This window comes from Streptomyces roseochromogenus subsp. oscitans DS 12.976, from assembly GCF_000497445.1.
GTDB classification, from domain to species: domain Bacteria; phylum Actinomycetota; class Actinomycetes; order Streptomycetales; family Streptomycetaceae; genus Streptomyces; species Streptomyces oscitans.
Genome location: NZ_CM002285.1, coordinates 6,858,586 through 6,879,534, shown reverse-complemented (window position 1 = coordinate 6,879,534; position 20,949 = coordinate 6,858,586). Strand labels below are relative to the sequence as shown.

18 protein-coding genes and 1 pseudogene are annotated in these 20,949 nt (G+C 71.5%); 12 read left to right on the top strand and 7 right to left on the bottom strand.

Annotated elements, in window-relative coordinates:
* From M878_RS79450 to M878_RS79430, 5 genes and pseudogenes are all read left to right on the top strand, one after another.
* Positions 1 to 528, top strand: a pseudogene (locus tag M878_RS79450) (energy-coupling factor transporter transmembrane protein EcfT); the annotation flags it as partial.
* Positions 525 to 2,357, top strand: a complete 1,833-nt coding sequence (locus M878_RS79445) for an ABC transporter ATP-binding protein (protein WP_023551134.1) — start codon at positions 525 to 527, stop codon at positions 2,355 to 2,357. The pseudogene M878_RS79450 and the gene M878_RS79445, both read left to right, overlap by 4 nt.
* Positions 2,354 to 3,259 (top strand): ECF transporter S component, encoded by a 906-nt coding sequence (locus tag M878_RS79440; protein ID WP_023551133.1) that lies wholly within the window; start codon positions 2,354 to 2,356, stop codon positions 3,257 to 3,259. Before M878_RS79445 ends, M878_RS79440 begins: the two co-directional genes overlap by 4 nt.
* A gap of 285 nt (positions 3,260 to 3,544) precedes the next feature.
* Positions 3,545 to 3,958 carry an aggregation-promoting factor C-terminal-like domain-containing protein gene (locus M878_RS79435; protein ID WP_023551132.1) on the top strand — a complete coding sequence of 138 codons (414 nt, stop codon included), beginning with the start codon at positions 3,545 to 3,547 and terminating at the stop codon, positions 3,956 to 3,958.
* A gap of 116 nt (positions 3,959 to 4,074) precedes the next feature.
* Positions 4,075 to 4,770 carry a YoaK family protein gene (locus tag M878_RS79430; RefSeq protein ID WP_023551131.1) on the top strand — a complete coding sequence of 232 codons (696 nt, stop codon included), beginning with the start codon at positions 4,075 to 4,077 and terminating at the stop codon, positions 4,768 to 4,770.
* Between the two features lie 101 nt (positions 4,771 to 4,871).
* Here M878_RS79430 and M878_RS79425 read toward each other — a convergent pair whose 3' ends face one another.
* Positions 4,872 to 6,107, bottom strand: a complete 1,236-nt coding sequence (locus M878_RS79425; RefSeq protein ID WP_023551130.1) for a cytochrome P450 — start codon at positions 6,105 to 6,107, stop codon at positions 4,872 to 4,874.
* A gap of 246 nt (positions 6,108 to 6,353) precedes the next feature.
* Here M878_RS79425 and M878_RS79420 point away from each other — a divergent pair, with 246 nt between their 5' ends.
* Positions 6,354 to 7,523 (top strand): steroid 3-ketoacyl-CoA thiolase, encoded by a 1,170-nt coding sequence (locus tag M878_RS79420; protein WP_023551129.1) that lies wholly within the window; start codon positions 6,354 to 6,356, stop codon positions 7,521 to 7,523.
* On the opposite strand, the gene M878_RS79415 is transcribed toward M878_RS79420, so the two are convergent.
* Positions 7,507 to 9,564 (bottom strand): bifunctional glycosyltransferase 87/phosphatase PAP2 family protein, encoded by a 2,058-nt coding sequence (locus M878_RS79415; RefSeq protein WP_023551128.1) that lies wholly within the window; start codon positions 9,562 to 9,564, stop codon positions 7,507 to 7,509. The two genes, M878_RS79420 and M878_RS79415, sit on opposite strands and share 17 nt — an antisense overlap.
* A gap of 390 nt (positions 9,565 to 9,954) precedes the next feature.
* On the opposite strand from M878_RS79415, the gene proP reads away from it, so the two are divergent.
* The 3 genes from proP to M878_RS79400 all read left to right on the top strand — a co-directional run bounded on the left by proP (position 9,955) and on the right by M878_RS79400 (position 13,353).
* Complete coding sequence (proP, locus tag M878_RS79410; protein ID WP_023551127.1) at positions 9,955 to 11,331, top strand: glycine betaine/L-proline transporter ProP; 1,377 nt, start codon at positions 9,955 to 9,957, stop codon at positions 11,329 to 11,331.
* Between the two features lie 181 nt (positions 11,332 to 11,512).
* The gene (locus M878_RS79405) at positions 11,513 to 12,634 is read left to right on the top strand and encodes a DUF2330 domain-containing protein (RefSeq protein WP_023551126.1); all 1,122 of its coding nucleotides are present in this window, start codon (positions 11,513 to 11,515) and stop codon (positions 12,632 to 12,634) included.
* Between the two features lie 47 nt (positions 12,635 to 12,681).
* Positions 12,682 to 13,353: an O-methyltransferase gene (locus M878_RS79400; protein WP_023551125.1), complete on the top strand. Its 672-nt coding sequence runs from the start codon at positions 12,682 to 12,684 to the stop codon at positions 13,351 to 13,353.
* Between the two features lie 39 nt (positions 13,354 to 13,392).
* Here the strand turns inward: M878_RS79400 and M878_RS79395 are convergent, their stop codons facing one another.
* Complete coding sequence (locus M878_RS79395; RefSeq protein ID WP_023551124.1) at positions 13,393 to 13,785, bottom strand: FHA domain-containing protein; 393 nt, start codon at positions 13,783 to 13,785, stop codon at positions 13,393 to 13,395.
* A gap of 94 nt (positions 13,786 to 13,879) precedes the next feature.
* Between M878_RS79395 and M878_RS79390 the strand changes: the two genes are divergently transcribed.
* A complete protein-coding gene (locus M878_RS79390) occupies positions 13,880 to 14,293 on the top strand; it encodes a DnaJ family domain-containing protein (protein WP_023551123.1) in 414 nt (137 codons plus the stop codon).
* A gap of 178 nt (positions 14,294 to 14,471) precedes the next feature.
* Here the strand turns inward: M878_RS79390 and M878_RS79385 are convergent, their stop codons facing one another.
* Positions 14,472 to 16,547, bottom strand: coding sequence for an MDR family MFS transporter (locus M878_RS79385; protein ID WP_078630433.1), 2,076 nt, complete (start codon positions 16,545 to 16,547; stop codon positions 14,472 to 14,474).
* A gap of 106 nt (positions 16,548 to 16,653) precedes the next feature.
* Between M878_RS79385 and M878_RS49300 the strand changes: the two genes are divergently transcribed.
* Positions 16,654 to 17,613: a peptidoglycan-binding domain-containing protein gene (locus M878_RS49300; RefSeq protein WP_031226245.1), complete on the top strand. Its 960-nt coding sequence runs from the start codon at positions 16,654 to 16,656 to the stop codon at positions 17,611 to 17,613.
* 73 nt (positions 17,614 to 17,686) lie between these two features.
* On the opposite strand, the gene M878_RS79380 is transcribed toward M878_RS49300, so the two are convergent.
* From M878_RS79380 to M878_RS79370, 3 genes are all read right to left on the bottom strand, one after another.
* The gene (locus M878_RS79380; RefSeq protein ID WP_023551119.1) at positions 17,687 to 18,355 is read right to left on the bottom strand and encodes an HAD family hydrolase; all 669 of its coding nucleotides are present in this window, start codon (positions 18,353 to 18,355) and stop codon (positions 17,687 to 17,689) included.
* Between the two features lie 215 nt (positions 18,356 to 18,570).
* On the bottom strand, positions 18,571 to 19,152 hold the full coding sequence (locus tag M878_RS79375; RefSeq protein WP_023551118.1) for a TMEM165/GDT1 family protein: 582 nt from the start codon (positions 19,150 to 19,152) through the stop codon (positions 18,571 to 18,573).
* A 343-nt stretch (positions 19,153 to 19,495) separates the two neighbouring features.
* Entirely contained in the window at positions 19,496 to 20,107 is a 612-nt protein-coding gene (locus M878_RS79370) for a DedA family protein (RefSeq protein ID WP_023551116.1), read from the bottom strand.
* A gap of 272 nt (positions 20,108 to 20,379) precedes the next feature.
* Between M878_RS79370 and M878_RS79365 the strand changes: the two genes are divergently transcribed.
* On the top strand, positions 20,380 to 20,910 hold the full coding sequence (locus tag M878_RS79365; RefSeq protein ID WP_023551115.1) for a superoxide dismutase family protein: 531 nt from the start codon (positions 20,380 to 20,382) through the stop codon (positions 20,908 to 20,910).
* Positions 20,911 to 20,949 lie beyond the last annotated feature (39 nt).

Sequence of the window (20,949 nt, the reverse complement as noted above, 5' to 3'; positions counted from 1 at the left end):
GACCGGGGCCTGCGCGGTCTGCTGCAGGTCGGACTGCCGGTCCTGGAGGGCGCGTTGGAGCGCTCGGTCGCCCTCGCCGCCGCGATGGAGGCCCGCGGCTACGGCCGCAGTGCCGAGGTCCCCGCCCGCGTGCGCCGTACGACGGCCGCGCTCACCCTCGGCGGCCTGCTCGGCGTGTGCGCGGGCACGTACGGGCTGCTCACCGCGGAGGGCGGCACCTACGGCATCCCGCTGCTGCTGGCCGGTGCCGGCGCCGCGCTCGCGGGACTCCGGCTCGGCGGCCGGCGTTCGCTGCGCACCCGGTACCGCCCCGACCCCTGGGACACGCGGGCCTGGCTGGTCGCCGGTTCCGGCGTCGCCGTCGCCGCGCTGCTCACCCTGGCCGCCGCCCGCGATCCGGAGGGCCTGCATCCCGGTGTCGTCCCCCTCGTCGCCCCCGCCCTCCCCCTGTGGCCCGCCGCGGCGACCCTCCTCGCCCTGCTCCCCGCCCTCGTCGTCCCCCAGGACTCCAAGGAGCCGCCGTCATGATCCGCTTCGAGGATGTCAGCGTGACGTACGACGGTGCGGCCGAACCCACCGTCCAGGGCGTCGACTTCCAGGTGCCGGAAGGTGAACTGGTGCTGCTCGTCGGCCCGTCCGGGGTCGGCAAGTCGACCGTGCTCGGCGCGGTGAGCGGGCTGGTGCCGCACTTCACCGGCGGCACCCTGCGCGGTCGCGTCACCGTGGCCGGCCGCGACACCCGTACCCACAAGCCGCGCGAACTCGCCGACGTGGTCGGCACGGTGGGCCAGGATCCGCTCGCCCACTTCGTGACGGACACGGTCGAGGACGAACTCGCCTACGGAATGGAGTCGTTGGGCCTGGCCCCGGAGGTGATGCGCCGCCGGGTCGAGGAAACGCTGGACCTGCTGGGCCTGGCAGGGCTCCGGAACCGCCCGATCGCCACCCTCTCCGGCGGACAGCGGCAGCGTGTCGCGATCGGCTCGGTCCTCACCCCGCACCCTCAGGTGCTGGTCCTGGACGAGCCGACCTCGGCGCTGGACCCGGCCGCGGCGGAAGAGGTCCTGGCCGTGCTCCAGCGTCTCGTGCACGACCTCGGCACGACGGTCCTGCTGGCCGAGCACCGCCTGGAACGCGTGATCCACTACGCAGACCGCGTCCTCCTGCTGCCCGGCCCCGGCGAAGCCCCCGTCGTGGGCACCCCGTCCGAGGTCATGGCCGTCTCCCCGGTCCACCCCCCGGTGGTGGCCCTGGGCCGCCTGGCGGGCTGGTCGCCCCTCCCCCTGACCGTCAGAGACGCCCGCCGCATGGCTGGTGACCTGCGAGAACGCCTCGCCGCATCTGCGGCTGCGGGTACGCCGGGGCTGGTCGCTCCCCCAAGTTCCCGGCTTCGCTCGAACCCGGGGGAACCCCCATCGCGGCTGCCGTCGCATATCAGACACAGCCCCGCGCCCCTGGCGAACCGCAGCACCGCCGGCCACACAGCCGCGGGACCCGGCCGGCGCCGGCAAGCGACCCCGCCCCCGGCCCGCACCGGCACAGGGCGCCGCTCCCTCTTCCGTCGCCGCCCCTCCCCCACCCCGGACACCCGGCAGACCCAGACCACCGAAGCAGCCGAAGTAACAGCCCTCTCCGTCCGCCGAGGCCGCATCACCGCCCTGCGCCACATAGACCTGACCGTCGCCCCCGGCGAGACCATCGCCCTCATGGGCCGCAACGGCGCCGGCAAGTCCACCCTCCTCTCCTCCCTCGTCGGACTCGTCCCGCCCACCGCCGGAGGCGTCCGCGTCGGCGAAGCAGAACCCCACCGCACCGCACCCCCCGACCTCGTCCGCCGAGTCGGCCTCGTCCCACAGGAACCGCGAGACCTCCTCTACGCCGACACGGTGGCCGCCGAGTGCGCGGCGGCCGACCGGGACGCCGGGGCCGAGCCGGGGACCTGCCGGGCGCTGGTGTCCGAGCTGCTGCCGGGGATCACGGACGACACGCACCCCCGCGACCTCTCCGAGGGCCAGTGCCTGGCGCTCGCCCTGGCCGTCGTACTGACCGCTCGCCCGCCTCTCCTCCTGCTCGACGAGCCGACGCGCGGCCTGGACTACGCGGCGAAGGCCCGCCTGGTGGCCGTGTTGCGCGGGCTCGCCGCCGAGGGGCACGCGATCGTGCTGGCCACGCATGACGTGGAGCTGGCGGCCGAGATCGCGCACCGCGTGGTGCTGCTCGCCGAAGGGGAAGTGATCGCCGACGGGCCGACCGCGCACATCGTCGTCTCCTCGCCGTCCTTCGCCCCGCAGGTGACGAAGATCCTCGCCCCGCAGCAGTGGCTGACCGTGGCCGAGGTCCGCGAGGCCCTCGGATGAGTGCCCGGCGCCCAAGCGTCCCCCGCCCGAAAGCCCGGCTGCACGTCGTCCGGCTCGGCCCCCGCTCGATCGCCGCACTCGCGCTGGTCAGCGCGGTCGGCGTGCTCGCCTTCGGCTGGCCCTTCCTCGCCCCGCCCGCCTCGCAGCTGAGCGCCCACGCCCAGGACGCGCCCTGGCTCTTCGCGGGCCTCCTCGTCCTCCTGGTCGCGGTCGTGGCGGCGACGATCTCCGAGTCGGATCTCGGCCCGAAGGCCGTGGCCATGCTGGGTGTGCTGGCCGCGACAGGCGCCGCGCTGCGGCCGATCGGCGCGGGGACGGCCGGGATCGAGCCGATGTTCTTTCTGATGGTGCTCAGCGGACGCGTGCTGGGCCCCGGTTTCGGCTTCACGCTGGGCTCGGTGACGATGTTCGCTTCCGCGCTGCTCACGGGCGGGGTCGGGCCGTGGCTGCCGTTCCAGATGCTGTCGATGGGCTGGTTCACCATGGGGGCCGGGCTGCTGCCGGGCCCGGTCCGGCTGCGGGGCCGTCTCGAACTGCTCCTGCTCGCGGGCTACGGCTTCCTGGCCGCCTTCGCCTACGGCACGGTCATGAATCTGGCCGGCTGGCCCTTCATGGGCGCCGCCGCCTCGGACATCTCCTTCGACGCCCACGCCTCCGTTCCCGCGAACCTGGCCCGTTTCGTCGCCTACTGCCTGGCCACCTCGCTCGGCTGGGACCTCGGCCGGGCCGTCTGCACGGTGGTGCTGACCTTCGTCCTCGGCCCGGCGGTGCTGCGCGCGCTGCGCCGGGCCACACGGCGGGCGGCGTTCGAGACCGCGGTCACATTCGACGCCCGAGAACCCTCACCGGACGGATACGGCGCCTCACCCAGCGGCACCCCACCGGTGAAGCACCCCACATGACCCAGATCACCTACGATCCCGGACAGTAGTAACAAATGTCTGAAATGCACGACAGTGCACCCTTGCTGACCTGCGTATTGAGACCCACGCCACAGAGCCGACGTTTCCCGTCGATCCGGCCACAACTAGTAAAAGGGGTCATTGCGGACCTACTTCGAGCCTGCTTGTCTGGATGACGTCGCCAGGCGCCACGAGCCCTCACGGGCCGCGGCGCCGACGTATGCGGCCACCGCGTGTGGCCCGGACGTACGGGCGACCCCCTGTCCCCGACGCAAGAGGTTCTCCGTGTCCGTCTCCTTCATCCGCCGCATCGCTTCCCCGAAGAAGGCCCTCACCGCCGCCGCCGTGGCCGCCGCCACCGCCGGTATGGCGCTCTCCGCGGCGCCCGCCCAGGCCGCCCCGGCCTCGGCCTCCTCCGCTCAGGCGATCGCGAAGAAGATGATCCCGGACGCCGCGCAGTTCAACGCGTTCAGCAAGATCGTCTCGCACGAGAGCGGCTGGAACCCGACCGCCACCAACAGCTCCTCCGGAGCCTACGGCCTGGTCCAGGCCCTGCCGGCCTCGAAGATGGCCTCCGCCGGTGCCGACTGGAAGACCAACCCGGCCACCCAGATCAAGTGGGGCCTGGACTACATGAACTCCCGCTACGGCAGCCCGGTCAAGGCCTGGAGCTTCTGGCAGGCGAACGGCTGGTACTGAGCCGGCCTCCCGCCACATAGAGCAATCGCACCCTCGTCCCCCGCTGGGCGAGGGTGCGCTCGCATGTCCATGGTGGAGTGGTCCTCACCCTGTCCGGCCGGCCCAGCGGAGGAACCATGACGACGGCACCGTCAGCGCGGGCGGCCGCCCCCGCCCCGGAGACGCGCGGGCTGCGGCTGGTGCTCGTGCTGCTGCTCCTGACCGTGGTGAGCGGCCTGATCGACGCCGTCAGCTATCTGGGCCTCGGCCATGTCTTCACGGCCAACATGACCGGCAACGTCGTCGTCCTCGGCTTCGCGGCGGCCGGTGCGCCAGGCTTCTCCGTCCCGCACACGGCCACCTCACTCGCCTGCTTCCTGCTCGGCGCGGTCACCGGCGGCCGGATCGCGGCCCGGTTCTCGGGCGACTCCCGGCGCCGGTGGACCCGGCTGACGCTGGCCGCCGAGGCGGTCCTGGTCGGCGGCTCGGCGGCGGTGGCCTTCGCCTGGCCGGACAGCGACGGCACCCGCTATGCCCTGATCGCGCTGACCGCCTTCGCTATGGGCCTGCGCAACGCGACCGTCCGCAAACTGGGCATCCCCGATCTCACCACGACCGTCCTGACCATGACCCTGACCGGCCTGGCCTCCGAGTCCCGTCTCGGTGACGCCACCGGCCACCGCTCACCGCGCCGTACGGCCTCGGTGATCGCGATGTTCGTGGGCGCCTGCCTGGGCGCGCTGCTCGTCCTCCGTCACGGCCTGGGCATCCCGCTGCTGATCGCGGCGGTGGCGTCGGGCGTGCTGGCGGTGGTGGCGTCCGGCCGGGAATGAATCGTACGGATCCCGGACCTCGGGGGAGGCAGGAACGGGGCGTTGGGGTAGGGGTGCTCCTGCCTCCCTCGGGATGGGCCGACCCGCCGGCACAGCGCGGGTCAGCCGGTGGTGACCTGAAGTTCCTTGACGCCGTTGATCCAGGCCGAGCGGAGCCGGCGCGGGGCGTCGGCCAGCCGTAGGCCGGGCATGGCGTCGGCGATCGCGCCGAAGATCAGGTCGATCTCCAGGATCGCCAGGGACTTGCCGAGGCAGTAGTGCGGGCCGCCACCGCCGAAGCCCAGGTGGGGATTGGGGTCGCGGGTGATGTCGAAGGCGTCGGGGCCGGTGAAGACCTCGGGGTCGTGGTTGGCGGAGGCGTAGAACAGCCCGACGCGGTCGCCCTTCCTGATCGGGACCCCGGACAGTTCGGTGTCCTGGGTGGCGGTCCGCTGGAAGGCGTTGACCGGGGTCGCCCAGCGCACGATCTCCTCGGCCGTGGTGGCCGGCCGCTCCCGCCGGAACAGCTCCCACTGCTCGGGGTGGGTGAGGAAGGCGTGCATCCCGTGGGTGATGGCGTTGCGGGTGGTCTCGTTCCCGGCCACCGCCAGCATCAGGACGAAGAAGCCGAACTCGTCGGAGTTGAGGTTGCCCTCGTCCTCCGCCGCGACCAGTGTCGTCACGATGTCGTGGGCCGGGCACCGCTTGCGCTCGGCGGCCATGTTCATCGCGTAGGCGATGATCTCGGCGGCCGACTCCGCGCCGACCTCCTCGGTGATGGCGTACTCGGGATCGTCGTAGGCGATCATCTTGTTGGACCAGTCGAAGATCTTGGACCGGTCCTCCTGCGGGACGCCGATCAGCTCGGCGATGGCCTGCAACGGCAGTTCACAGGCGACCTCGCCGACGAAGTCGAAGGATCCGGAGCGGGTGCGGGCGGCCGAGACGATCGCCTCGGCGCGCGCCCGGAGCCGTTCCTCCAGGGCGCGGATGGAACGTGGCGTGAAGCCCCGCTGCACGATCTGCCGCACCCGCGTATGTTCCGGAGGATCCATGTTGAGCAGGATCAGCCGCTGTGCGTCGATCGCGTCGCGCTCGATGTGCTCGTTGAAGCGGATGATCGCGGTGTTGAGGGTGGAGGAGAAGAGTTCCGGGTGCGTGGAGACGTACCTGACATCGGCGTGCCGGGTCACGGCCCAGTAGCCGGCGTCGGCGAAGCCCGCGAGGCCGTGCGGCTGCGGTATCCAGCGGACCGGCTCGGTGCGGCGCAGCTCGGCGAACTCCGGGAGGGGCACACGGTGGTGCAGCAGGTCGGGGTCGGTGAAGTCGAACCCGTCGGGCAGCGCGGGGCAGTGCATCGGCGACTCCCGTCGTCCGGTCTGAGTCCGTTCTGACGGCCCATCAGCGAGTGCCGTGAAGGTAGTAACGGGTTCTACAAGTGGCAAGGGGTACGACGCCCCCAATCCGTGCGGAATTCGTGCAGATCGAAACTTCGGCACCTGCACGACCCTTGCGGTGATGGACATCACGTCAGCAGACTGCTGAACAGAACTAGAACGCGTACTAGTTCTGGAGGAGAGCCCTCTCGGAGAGGACCCGCACCCATGGCCGCCGAACCCGTGATCGTCGAAGCCGTCCGCACCCCGATCGGCAAGCGCGGCGGCGCGCTCGCCAATCTGCACCCCGCCTACCTCCTGGGCGAGACCTACCGTGAACTCCTCGGCCGTACCGGCATTCCCGCCGACGCGGTCGAGCAGATCGTCGGCGGCACGGTCACCCACGCCGGCGAACAGTCCATGAACCCCGCGCGTACCGCCTGGCTGGCCATGGGCCTCCCCTACGAGACCGCCGCCACGACCGTCGACTGTCAGTGCGGCTCCTCCCAGCAGGCCTCGCACATGGTGGCCAACATGGTCGCGGGCGGCGTCATCGACGTCGGCATCAGCTGCGGTGTCGAGGCGATGTCCCGCGTACCGCTGGGGTCGGGGTCGAAGCACGGTCCGGGCAAGCCGTTCCCCGACGAGTGGAACGTCGACCTCCCCAACCAGTTCGAGGCGGCCGAACGCATCGCCCGGCACCGGGGGTTGACGAGGGAGGACGTCGACGCGCTGGGCCTGCGCTCCCAGGAGCGGGCGGCGCTCGCCTGGGCGGAGGAGCGTTTCAAGCGCGAGACGTTCGCCGTGCAGGTGCCGACCACCGAGGAGGAGCAGTACGCCGGTCAGGGCATGTGGCGTCTGGTCGACAAGGACGAGGGCCTGCGGGACACCTCGCCGGAGGCGCTCGCGGGCCTGAAGCCGGTGATGCCGACGGCCGTCCACACAGCGGGCAACTCCTCCCAGATCTCCGACGGCGCGGCGGCCATCATGTGGGCGTCGAAGCGGATGGCCCGCGCCCTGAAGCTGAAGCCGAGGGCACGCATCGTCGCCCAGGCCCTGGTCGGCGCCGACCCGCACTTCCATCTGGACGGACCCGTGGACGCGACGCGCGCGGTGCTGGGCAAGGCAGGCATGTCCCTGAAGGACATCGACCTGGTCGAGATCAACGAGGCCTTCGCCTCGGTGGTGTTGAGCTGGGCCCAGGTCTTCGCGCAGGACCTGGAGAAGGTCAACGTCAACGGCGGCGCGATCGCCCTCGGCCATCCGGTCGGCGCGACGGGGGCCCGCCTGATCACCACCGCCCTGCACGAACTGGAGCGCGCGGACAAGGAGTTCGCCCTCATCACCATGTGCGCGGGCGGCGGGCTGGCGACCGGGACGATCATTCAGCGGCTGTAGCCCGGTTCCGGGCCGGAATCCTCGCGGGGACGGGCTCCGTGCGGCCCTGGGCCACCAGCCGGACCACCCGCGCCCGGGGCCCCTGGAACAGGTACGACAGCCCGAAGCCGGCGCCCACGACCACCGCGCCACCGACCGCGTCGAGCACCCAGTGGTTGCCGGTGGCGATGATGGCCGAGACGGTGAAGAGGGGGTGCAGCAGGCCGAGGGCCTTCATCCACCACTTCGGGGCGATGATCGCGATGACCACGCCGCACCACAGGGCCCAGCCGAAGTGCAGCGACGGCATCGCCGCGTACTGGTTGGTGAGCGCGGTCAGGGTGCCGTAGTCCGGCTTGGAGAAGTCCTGGACGCCGTGGACGGTGTCGATCATGCCGAGGTGGGGCATCAGGCGCGGCGGGGCCAGCGGGAAGAGCCAGAAGCCGATCAGGGCGAGGAAGGTGGCGAAGCCGAGGGAGGCGCGGGCCCAGCGGTAGTCGACCGGACGGCGCCAGTACAGGACGGCGAGGACCGTCAGCGGGACCACGAAGTGGAAGGACTCGTAGTAGAAGTCGAAGAAGTCCCGCAGCCAGCCGATCGTGACGACGGCGTGGTTGACCCAGTGCTCGATGTCTATGTGCAGGAACCGCTCGACGTCCAGCACGATGTGCCCGTGGTGCTCGGCGCGCGCCCGGCCGCCGGAGACGCTGCCGCCGGTCGCGGCGAGCCGGACCCGCTGGTAGGCGGCGTAGACGACCCGGATGAGCAGCAGTTCCAGCAGCAGGTTCGGGCGGGTGAGGGTGCGGCGCAGGAAGGGAAGGAAGGGGACGCGCCGGAAGCGGGACGGGACGGCCGGCGCGTACTCCGTCGGGATCGGCGTCTGGTAGTAGGGGGATGTCCGGGACAGGAAGGGGACGGCCGTCGCGGCGGCCACCGCCGCGAGCAGGACAAGGTTGTCGCGCAGCGGGTACATGGCCGGCATGTTCGGCAGCATCATCTTCGCCGGCAGGGAGGTGACGAGGACGACGGCCACCGGCCAGACGTAGCGGTCGGAGGCCCGCCTGCCGACCCGGCCGACCATCGCGAGCAGCACCCACAACAGCTGGTGTTGCCAGGCCGTCGGTGACACGGCGATGGCGGCGCAGCCGGTGATGGCGACGGCGAGGAGCAGCTGGCCGTCGTGGGCGTAGCGGACGGCGCGGCGCAGGGCGAGGGCCGCGACGGCGGCGCCGAGCACCAGGAAGAGCGCGATCTCCAGCGGGCCGGTCACGCCCAGCCGGAGCAGGGCGCCGTGCAGCGACTGGTTGCCGAGGCCGTCGGCCTTGCCGCCGAGGCCCGTCCCGGCCATGTGGTGCACCCAGTACGTGTACGAGTCGTGCGGCAGCGCCGCCCAGGCGAGCGCGGTGCAGACGGCGAAGGTGCCGGCCATGCCGGCCGTGGCCCGGCGCCGGCCGGTGAACCACAGCAGCGGGGCGAAGAACAGCATCGTCGGCTGGAGGGCGGCGGCGAGTCCTATGCACAGCCCGCTCGCCCGCTCCCCGCGTACGGTGAAGCAGCCGAGCAGGACGAGCAGGACCGGGATGATGCTGGTCTGGCCGAGCCACAGGGCGTTGCGGACCGGCAGCGACAGCATGAGCAGGCTGATCGCGACCGGTGCGGCCAGCAGGGAGGTGCGGCGGCCGATCGGCTGGGGCAGCGCGCGGGCGACGACCAGGCCGAGGGCGACGACCAGCAGCAGGGTGCCGAAGGTCCAGCCCCAGCCGAGGGCGGCCTGCGCGGAGCGGGTGAGGGGCTTGAGGACGAGGCCGCCGAAGGGGGTGCCGGTGAACCGGGTCGAGTCGTAGATCGAGCCGTTCACATGCAGGACGCCGTGCGGGCCGACCCAGGTCTCCAGGTCGGTCAGCCGCTCGGTGCTCGGCGTGGTGAGGACGACGGTCAGCTGCCGTACCGCGAGAATCGCCGCCACGGCCCACAGGCCCAGCCGGGCGGCGCGGAGCCGTGCCTCGGCCGTGACTCTGGGGAAGGTGTCCGCCGATCGCCCGCTGTGCTCCACGTTCGCCACGCCCCGCCGGCCTCCCGCCCCGTCTGTCCCGGCGCCGTTCACGCCGAGTTCTTCTGCGAACCCTATGAGGCTCGCCCACCCCCTGGAGGGAGGACGCAGGAAACCCCCGCTTCACCTGACGTCCGTCCGCCTTTTGTCCGGAAGACGATGGCCGACGGCGTGTGCGGTTGCTTGTCCGGGGCGCGAGAAGGATCACAGCGCGGGGCCGGCATGTCACGCCCTGAGTGGGCAGACGTACCTGCGTATGCGCCGTTTAGCTGCACTATGCAGTTAAGTGTGCGCATTCCGTAAGGGGGCAAGGTCCCCCTATGGTCGATTTCGGCCCGTTTCCCGGCAGTGCCGCCGTACGGACCGCGCCCTGTCCCCGTCGAAAGGTAGGCGAGCCCCGTTTTGGCGACCGCCACAGCCGTCTCCCCGCTTCTGAAGACCCCACCGGCCGTACAGGCCCACGGCGACGTCACCGTCACCGACCCCGCGCTCGTCAAGCGCGCCGTGAAGGCGGCCGCGCTCGGCAACGCGATGGAGTGGTTCGACTTCGGTGTCTACAGCTACATCGCGGTCACCCTGGGCAAGGTCTTCTTCCCGTCCGGCAACCCGACCGCGCAGCTGCTGTCGACCTTCGGAGCCTTCGCGGCGGCCTTCCTGGTCCGGCCGCTCGGTGGCATGGTCTTCGGCCCGCTGGGCGACCGCGTGGGGCGTCAGAAGGTGCTCGCCCTCACGATGATCATGATGGCGGCGGGCACGTTCGCGATCGGCCTGATCCCGTCGTACGCGTCGATCGGCGTGGGTGCACCCCTGCTTCTGCTGGCCGCACGGCTGGTGCAGGGCTTCTCGACCGGTGGTGAGTACGCGGGCGCGTCGACCTTCATCGCGGAGTACGCGCCGGACAAGCGTCGTGGCTTCTTCGGCAGCTGGCTGGAGTTCGGCACGCTGGCGGGCTACATCGGCGGTGCGGGTCTGGTCACCCTGATGACCGCGCTGCTGTCCTCGCACGATCTGGTGTCGTGGGGCTGGCGTATCCCGTTCCTGATCGCGGGCCCGATGGGCGTCATCGGCCTCTACCTGCGGATGCGGCTGGAGGAGACCCCGGCGTTCGCCGCCGAGCTGGACAAGGCGGAGGCGTCCCGGCCGAAGGTGCGGCTGCGCGAGATGGTGGCGGGGCAGTGGAAGGCGCTGCTGCTGTGCATGGCCCTGGTGCTGGTCTTCAACGTCACCGACTACATGCTGCTCTCGTACATGCCGAGCTATCTGACCAGTGAGCTGAAGTACGACGAGACGCACGGTCTGCTGGTCGTGCTGGGCGTGATGACGCTGATGATGATCGTGCAGCCGTTCGCGGGCGCGCTGACGGACCGGATCGGCCGGCGGCCGGTGATCGCGGCGGGCTGTGCGGGCTTCCTCTTCCTGTCCGTCCCGGCGGTGCTGCTGATCCGCCAGGGCAGTCTCCTCGCGGTCGCGCTGGGCATGGGTGCGCTGGGGCTGCTGCTGGTCTGCTTCACGGCGGCGATGCCGGCCGCGCTGCCCGCGCTCTTCCCGACGCGCGTCCGGTACGGCTCCCTGTCCATCGGCTTCAATGTCTCCGTGTCCCTGTTCGGCGGTACGACTCCGCTGGTCGTGACCGCGCTGATCGGGGCGACGGGGAACATGATGATGCCCGCGTATTACATGATGGCGGCGGCTGTTGTGGGCGGGTTCGCGGTGTGGCGGATGTCTGAGTCCGCGGGGCGGCCGTTGCCGGGTTCCGCCCCGGCAGTGGAGCAGCGGTAAGCGCCGTAGGGGTGCGGGTGCGCTGCCGGTTGCAGGTCCGTCGTGGCCGTTCGCGCAGTTCCTCGCGCCCCTAGGGGGTTGCAGTCGCCGCACCCGCATGCGCGCCGTAGCTGCGCAGCGCCCCACGCGGCCTAGCACCAGCATCGGAACCGTTGGCAGGCACGGCGCCGTCTGTTGCCCCGTGAAACAAGCCCGCGCTCGCACACTCACCCTGGTCCTCGCCCTCCTCGGCATCCAGCTCAGCTGGCTCATCGCCCCCGCCTACGCCTGTGGATGCGGGGCGATGGTGCCGGACCCGGCGACGCGGATCTCCGTGGCCGGCGAGCAGTCCGTACTGCGCTGGGACGGGCGCCAGGAGCAGATCGTCATGCGGCTCACGGTGAACGGCGACGCGCGGCACGCCGCCTGGATCATGCCCGTCCCGCACCGCGCCACCGTCGCCCTCGGCGACCCCGCGCTCTTCGACCAGCTGGCCCAGGCCATCCAGCCCGTCCACCGCACCCGGTATCACTTCTGGCCGGAGAACGGCGACTGGCCCTTCGACGACCACGACACGGCCGCCAAGGCCCCCGCACCCGCCGGCGCCGGCGCCGCCGTCGGCGTGGTCGGCCGCCAGCGGCTCGGCCCCTTCGACGTGGCCCGGCTGACCGCCACCGACCCGGCCGCCCTCGGCGACTGGCTGCACACCCACGGCTTCTCGCTGCCCGCCCGCCTGAAAACGGCCCTGCAGCCGTACGTCGACCGGCACTGGGAGTACGTGGCCGTCCGCCTCGCCCCGGACACGGCCGGCACCCCTCTGCACGGCGCGCTGGACCCCCTCCACCTGACCTTCGCCACCGGCAGCCCCGTGTACCCGATGCGGCTGTCCCGCCTGGCGAGCACCCCGCAGTCGCTCGCCCTGTACGTACTCGCCGCGCACCGCATGGCGACGCGCACCGCGATCGGCGGCCTGCCGCCCGGCGTGGTCTTCGCGGGCCGCGTCCACCCGCACGACAGCATCCTCGGCAAGCTGGCCGCCGGCACCCCCTACCTGACCGCACTCACCCAGCAGTTCCCCGAGCCGGCCCGTATCTCCGGCGACCACGAGCTGGTCCGGGCCGCCGCCGACACCCCGGTCCAGCAGGTGATCTACGAGGACCGGCTGCGTGAGGTCGCCGGGATCCCGGCCTGGCTGCTCACGGTGGGCGGTGCACTGGTACTGGCCGTCGCCGTGATCGTCGTACGGCGACGGCGGCGGCCGGTGATTCCGCCGCCGCCCGTGCAGCCCCCGCCGCCTATCGCCCCGTCCGCGCCCGCCAGCTGAGACGATGTCGGCGGGAAGGGCAGACACTCGGGAAAGGCAGCAGGTTCATGAACGACTCCCGGCTCTGGGACGACGTCGACGACTACTTCATCAGCCAACTCGCCCCGGACGACGAGGCGCTGCAGGCGGCCCTGCGGGAGAACGACGCCGCCGGGCTGCCGCACATCGCCGTCACGGCTGCACAGGGCAAGTTCCTCCAGCTGCTCGCCCAGGTGCAGGGCGCGCGGCACATCCTGGAGATCGGCACACTCGGCGGGTACAGCACGATCTGGCTGGCCCGCGCCCTCCCGGAGGACGGCAGACTGGTGTCGCTGGAGTACGACGCCAAGCACGCCGAGGTGGCGACCCGGAACATCGCACGGGCCGGCCTGGACCGGATCGCGGAGGTGCGGGTGGGCCCGGCCCTGGAGACGCTGCCCAAGCTCGCCGACGAGAACCCGGCCCCGTTCGACCTGGTGTTCATCGACGCCGACAAGGCCAACAACGCGCACTACGTGGAGTGGGCGCTGCGGCTCACCCGCACCGGCAGCGTGATCGTCCTGGACAACGTGGTGCGCGACGGCCGGGTCGCCGACGCGAGCAGCACCGAGCCCGACATCGTGGGCACGCGTGCCGCGATCGAGCTGATCGCGTCCCATCCCCGGCTGACCGGCACGGCGATCCAGACGGTCGGCAGCAAGGGCTACGACGGCTTCGCTCTGGCCCGCGTACTGGCGTAACCGGGCGCACGCGGCCCAGGGCGCGGAGGCCGGGTGCGCTCAAACCTCGTGATAGAAGCCGACGTTGACGCTGCGCGGCGCGGTGCGGTCCTGGACGACGATCTCGCCGGACCCGCCGTGCGGCAGCCGTACGGTCGCGCCGTAGCCGAGGGGCTGCGCGTACTCCCCGGCGACCAGCCGCACTTCGGACGACGGCTCGGGCTGGGAACCGCGCAGCCAGGTCAACTGCCAGCCGCCGTCCGGGCCGCAGAGGAACTCCAGGTGCACGCGGGAGACGAACAGCCAGTCCTCCGGCGTGACCAGTCGGCACAGGTTCGCGTCCCGGCCGATCCGGAGCACGGCGCCCGGCTCGCTCGGCGCGTCGGCCATCGTCATCCCGGCCGTGGCCCCCGAGTCGGCCCCGGAGACGGTGGCCATGGTCAGTTCGAGCACGCGCGTTCCCCCTGAATCATCCGGCCGTGACGCCGGTCGGTCTGCCGCCGCATGATAAAACGCCCGGCGGGGCGCCGTCCGGCACAATGGAGTCATGACCGAGCGAAAGCCACCGGGTGTGCCGTTCGACTCGTTCGTCGACAAGCAGATCCGTGACGCGCAGGGGCGCGGTGAATTCGAGCGGCTGCCGGGCGCGGGCGAGCCGCTGCCCACCGAGGTCGACTCGACCTACGACGAACTGTGGTGGATCAAACGGAAGTTGGCGCGCGAGGGCCTGTCCGTGCTGCCGCCCGCCCTCGCCCTGCGCAAGGAGGCCGAGGACGCGCTGGAAGCGGCGTACGCGGCGCCCTCGGAGCGGATCGCACGGAAGATCATCGAGGACGTCAACGTCAAGATCAAGGACATGATGTTCAAGCCACCGCCCGGCCCCCCGCTGGGCAAGAAGCCGTACGACGTCGAGGAGGTCGTACGGGAGTGGCGGCAGCGCAGGGCCGCCACCACGGAGTAGCGGGGACCGGTCAGCCGGCGAATCGGCGCAGACCGGTCACCGACCAGACGGCCGCGATCCGACCGTCGGCCCGGGTGCAACCGTCGCTCGATGCCGACGTTGGCTGCAACTCCCCAGGGGCGCGGGGAACTGCGCGATCAGCCACAACGGACCCGCACCCGGCGAACGGCAGTCACCCCTACGGCGCTTGCCGCTGCACTGCCGTGTCGTGGGGGCGTTCGCGTTCGGTGCCGCAGAGTTCGCCGGTGAGGTCCTTGACGAGCTGGGTCAGGTCGGTGGAGCGGCCGGGCTGCCACCAGTCGCCGAGGAGTTCGGCGAGGGACTCCTCGCGGGCCTGGGCGAGCCGTTCGGCGACCTCGCGGCCGGAGCCGGTCAAGTACAGGTCCAGGCCCCGGCGTTCGGCGAGGCGCCGTTCCTCGACCTGGCGGGCGGCGGCGAGGACGACGTCGAGCGGGACGGGGCTGCGCTCGGCGAGCACCGCCGGCTCGACGGAGCCGTACTTGCGGATGCGCAGCAGCATCCAGCTGGCGGCGGGCAGCAGGTCGTACCCGGCTCTTTCGGTGATCTTCCGGTAGACCTCGCGGCGGCCCTCGCGGGTGCCGAGCAGGGACAGGGCCCGGCTGCACTCGTCGTAGGAGGACCGCTGGACCGGGTTGGGCGCGATGGTCTCGGAGACGTCCGGCGCGGTCACCGAGCCGCGCAGCCGGTCCTCCTTCAGGAACCAGGCCAGCAGGAAACCGAGGAGGGCGACCGGGGCGGCGTAGAGGAAGACGTCCGTGATGGCGGACGCGTACGCGTGCAGGGCCGCGGGACGCAGCACGGGCGGCAGGGCGGCGATGCCGCGCGGGTCGGACTTCAGGGCGTTCGCGGAGACCCCCGGAGGCAGGCTCACCCCCTTGAAGGCGGCGGCCAGCTTGTCGCCCAGGCGGCTGGCGAAGACCGTACCGAAGATCGCCACGCCGAAGGAGGCGCCGATGGAGCGGAAGAAGGTCGCGCCGGACGTGGCGACGCCCAGGTCCTCGTACGACACCGCGTTCTGCACGATGAGTATCAGGACCTGCATGACCAGGCCGAGTCCGAGGCCGAACACGAAGAAGCAGGCGCTCATCTCGGCGGTCGGGCTGTGCTCGTCGAGCCGGTGCAGCAGAAGCAGTCCGAAGGCGGTGACGGCGGTGCCGGTCACCGGGAAGACCTTCCAGCGGCCGGTGCGGCTGACGATCTGCCCGGAGGCCGTGGACGACAGCAGCAGCCCGACGACCATGGGCAGCATGTGCACGCCGGACAGGGTCGGCGAGATGCCGTGCACGACCTGGAGGAAGGTCGGCAGATAGGTCATCGCGCCGAACATGGCGAAGCCGACGATGAAGCTGATGACAGCGGCGAGGGTGAAGGTGCGGATGCCGAACAGCTTCAGCGGCAGCACGGGTTCGGCGGCGCGCCGCTCGACGGCCACGAACGCCACGGCGAGCAGCACGCCCAGCACGGCCAGCCCGATGATCTGCGGCGAGCCCCAGGCCCAGGTCGTACCGCCGAGGGAGGCGACCAGGACCAGGCAGGTGGCGACGGCGGCGATCAGGAAGGTGCCGAGGTAGTCGATGACATGGTGGGCGCTGTGGCGCGGGATGCGCAGGGCGGTGGCGATCACGGCGAGCGCGACCACGCCGACCGGCAGATTGACGTAGAACACCCAGCGCCAGCTCAGCTGCTCGGTGAACACCCCGCCGAGCAGCGGGCCCAGCACACTGGTGGCGCCGAACACGGCCCCGAACAGCCCCTGATAGCGCCCGCGTTCGCGCGGCGGCACGATGTCGCCGACGATCGCCATGGACAGCACCATCAGCCCGCCGCCGCCCAGCCCCTGCAACGCCCGGAACCCGATCAGCTCACCCATGTTCTGCGCCATGCCGCACAGCGCGGAACCGACGAGAAAGATCACGATCGCCGTCTGGAACAGCCTTTTCCGCCCGTACTGGTCGCCGAGCTTGCCCCACAGCGGGGTCACGGCGGTCGAGGCCAGCAGATAGGCGGTGACCACCCAGGACAGATGCTCAAGACCGCCGAGGTCGCTCACTATCGTCGGCAGGGCGGTCGACACGATCGTCTGGTCGAGCGCGGCGAGCAGCAGCCCGAGGAGCAGGGCGCCGATCGAGACGAACACATTGCCGGAGACGTGCTCGGCGGCCTGCGCCTGCTTGTCCGTGCCGTGCGTGTCCAGGGCCATGGAGACCTCCCGGGGCTCGGGTGCACCTTCCATCGTGGTCGGTGTCACCGTTTATGGCCTGTTGAGTCCGGCGTTTCCGGGGGCGGATGCGAAGAAGTTGCGCATAGGCTCGGAAGTTCGTGAGGGGAGGGACGAACAGGTGAGTGATTCCGGAGGCCATACCTGCCCGGAGTGCGGCGCGCCGAGGGGGCCGGACCGCAGCCCGTCCTGCGACTGCGCCGAACGCGCCGCCGAGGCGCTCCGCGAGACGCGTACGGCCGAGGCGGCAGCGGCGGAGGACTTCGATCCCCTGCGGATACGACCGTATGTGCAGGTCGACGAGCCCCACCCCGCCGAGCCACCGGAGGCCCGCTCGACGCCGGGCGCGGCCGCCGAGACCACGCTGCCGTTACGGTCGGCGGCGGGGCCTAGCACGGATGACCTGCGGATATTCGAGGTTGGTGGGACGGACGGCACGGATGGGGCGGACGGCACGGAAGCTCATGACCCGGTCGGCGAGCCGCCCCGCCGCCGAGCACGTCGTACCGTCCCGCTCTCGGTCGCCGGCGCCGGCGTGGCGGTCGTTGCGGCCGCCGGGTTCGCGAGCGGGCTGTTCTCGTACCACACGCCGTCCCGGGACCCGGCGGCCCAGGAGGTCAGGGAGAGCGTCCCGGACGTGAGCGCACCGGGCTCGGCATCATCGACGGCCTCACCCTCCCCCACCGTGTCCCGCCCGCCGGTACCGCCGTCCCGCTTCACCTCGACGCCCCGTCCGAGCCCCCCGCCCGCGACACCGACGTCGGCTTCACCGACCCCGACCCCGACGCCGACCACTTCCGCCGCCACGTCCCACCCGGCCTCCCCCACTCCGGCCACGACGGCCTCCGCCGCGGTCGCCCCGGTACTCCAACGCGGCGACCGCGGCCCGCAAGTGGCTGAACTCCAGTATCGGCTATGGCAGTTGAACCTCTACGACGACCAGATCGACGGCGACTACACACGCCAGGTGGAGGACGCGGTACGCACCTACCAACTGGCCCGCGGCATCCAGGACGACACCCTGGGCGTCTACGGACGGGCGACGCGGAAGAGCCTGGAGGCGGAGACGTCCGCGCCGTGAACGCCGGGCGATCTCAGGCCGACCGGGGTCCAGGAGGCAGCGCCGCCTGACGGGGGCGAACTCACCACCGCGGTCAGCCGATGTACAGCCGAATCGTCCCGTCCCCCACCGCTTCGACCCGCACCTGCGTGAGGTCGGACACGGCCACATCAGGACCGTGCACCCCGGCACGAGGACCGACCCCCACCACGGCCATACCCGCGGAGCGCCCCGCCGCGATGCCGGCCCCGGAGTCCTCGAAGACCACGCAGCCGGCCGGGTCCACCCCCAGCTCGGCCGCGCCCTTCAGGAAGCCCTCGGGATCGGGCTTGCTGGCGCCGACCGACTCGGCGGTGACGCGCACCTCCGGCAGCGGCAGCCCGGCGGCGTTCATGCGGGCGGTGGACAGGGCGACGTCGGCGGAGGTCACCAGCGCGTGCGGCAGACCGCGCAGCGAGGCGAGGAAGGCGCTCGCACCGGGGATCTCGACCACGCCGTCGGTGTCGGAGGTCTCCTCGGCGAGCATGCGGGCGTTGTCGGCGAGGTTCTGCTCCACCGGCCGGTCGGGGAGGAGTACGGCCATGGAGGCGTGGCCCTGCCGGCCGTGGACGACCTTCATCACCTCGTCGCCGTCCAGCCCGTGCTGCCCGGCCCAGCGGCGCCAGATGCGCTCGACGACGGCGTCCGAGTTGACGAGCGTGCCGTCCATGTCGAGAAGGAGGGCACGGGCGGTCAGGACGGTGGGCGCGGCGGTGGCCGTCATCGGCAGCTCCAGGAACGAAAAGACCCCAGGTCGGGAGGGACAAGGCGGCCCCGCCCGCCGGTCAGGGAAAACGGGCGGGAGCCACTTTGTTCCTCCACGGTACAAAACCGGGCCGCTTCCCGCCACCGTCTCCCGAAAGGGTTCACCGAGCGTTCAGCTCGCCCGGACGCGGCCGCCACGGCCCGCCGGACCCGGCCGACCACCGTCCGCCCGGCTCAGCCCGCCACCGCCTCATAGAGGCTCCACACGCCCAGGCCGAGCATCAGCAGGGCCGCGACCCGCGTGATCAGCCGCAGCGGCACCCTCTTCATCAGGGCCTTTCCGCCGACGATGCCGAGTCCGGCGACGGCCCACAGGCCGAGCACGGCGCCGAGGCCGACGGAGATCGGGTCGTTGTAGCGGGCAGCGAGGTTGGCGGTCATGATCTGGGTGAGATCGCCGAACTCGGCGACGAGGATCAGCATGAAGCCTGTACCGGCGACCTTCCAGAAGGACTGGTCGGCGGGCTTCTTGATGTCCTCCTCGTCGTCGTCCTTCTTCATCAGGAGCACGGCGGCGCCACCGAGGAAGAGGACACCGGTGATCGCGGAGACGATCTGCCGCGGCAGCAGGGTCAGCGCACTGCCGGCCGCGACGGCCAGCACGACGTGCAGCAGGAAGGCGGCGGCGACACCCGCGAAGACATAGCTCGCGCGGTAACGGGTGCCGAGGACGAGACCGGCGAGCGCGGTCTTGTCCGGTAGTTCGGCGAGGAAGATGACGCCGAAGACGAGCGCCGTCACGGTGATGCTGATCAAGATTCCTCAATCGGTCGGGGCTGCCCCACCGAGAGTGTGGTACGTCACGCGATGACACCTCGGCATGGCAGCACACTCGGCGTCCATGTCGCGGTCCTTGCCGCGGAACATGGACGTGCACTGCTTGCCGAAGGTCTCGCTGGCGGACCTCGACAAGACTCGGCGGTCCGCCTCCGGGCGCCGGCTCAGGCTCGCTGAGCAGTATGTCGACGGTCCGGCGAAGAGCTACTCCCCTTCTGCGCTCCCCATCGTAAGGGATGCGAAGGTTCAGTCGTATGACGAACTACCTAACGAACTGCTGACAGACCTCGCGGGCCCGCGCGTCACGCGCCCGGCAAGCCGCTCAGGAGGCCGGCCGCCGCACCAGATACCCCGCCACCGCACCCGCGCCGAACAACGCGGCCAAGGAAACGGCCGTAGCGATCCATGTCGCACCGAGCCACTGCGCGCCGTAGTACCCGAGGGCGACGCTATAGGCAGCCCAGGACAGGCCCGCCAGGGCGGACCAGGGGACGAAGTCGCGGGCGCGGCGATGTGCGGCACCCGCGCAGAGGGAGACGACCGAGCGCCCCGCCGGGGCGAAGCGGGCGAGCACGACCAGCGCGCCACCACCCCGGGCCAGCGCATCGCCGAGACGTTCCTGCGCGGTGGTCAGCCGCCGGGATCGGGCTATCGCCCGGTCCAGCCGCTCACCGCCCCGCCAGGCCAGCCGGTAGGCCACGAGATCACCCAGGACCGAGGCGGTCGCCGCCGAGCCGACCAGCGCCAGCAGATCCGGCACCGCGTGCGCGACCCGGCCACCCGCCGCGCCCGACCCCGCCGCCGCTGCCGTACCCGCCATGATGACCAGCACGCCGCTCGGCAACACCGGCACGAACACGTCGAGCAGGACGGACACGGCCACCGCGGCATAGATCCACGGTCCGGCGGCCAGTGACCCCAGACTCTCGAACACGACGACTCCCGTTACTCCCCCGATGACAGCCATAGAGCGTACGCGGGAGGTGTGACAGGAGGGTCTCGGGGGGCTCATTGGACCCATGGGGCTCATGCCACGCATGGGACTTACGGTACACACAGGGCATTACGGAGCGCTTTCACCCGAGCAGCCCATCGTGACCGGCGGGGCCGCCCCGCGTCCCGTAGCAAGGGAGAGGAGGCCCGTCCACGGACATGAGGCCGACATCAAAACAAAACGGCGCATAAGCGCAGAAGGTGGTGCACATCATGGTCGCAGCCGTATACGCGAGCGCTCTCGCCGCAGCCCTGTTCGCGACCGGGAGCGCAAGCGCTCCCGGTGTCTCGCTGGAGACCGTCGGCGAGTTCGCCCCACCGGCCGCATCCGCGACGTCGAAGGCGGTGACGTACGACCAGAACCTGGTCCCGAAGGGCGCGTGGATCCGGGTGCGGCAGCACACCCAGCGGAACGGTGCCACCACCGTCCAGCTGCGGGTGACCGGCGTCAAGCCCGGCCACGTCTTCGGGGTCCACGTCCACCAGAAGGCCTGCGGCGCCGACCCCGCCGCCGCCGGCTCGCACTACCAGGACAAGGCCGGCATGGACGCCGGCCACGTGAACGCCACGAACGAGGTCTGGCTGGACTTCACGTCCGACAGCCACGGCTCGGGCATGGCCACCGCCCAGCACAGCTGGGCCTTCCGGAAGGGCGAGGCCGGCTCGGTGGTGATCCACAGCGAGCCCGGCACCAAGGGCAGCCGGGCGGCCTGCTTCACGGTCCCCTTCGGCGCAAAGTCGTAGGCGGACTCGTAAGCGGACTCGTAGGCGGGAGTGGACCGA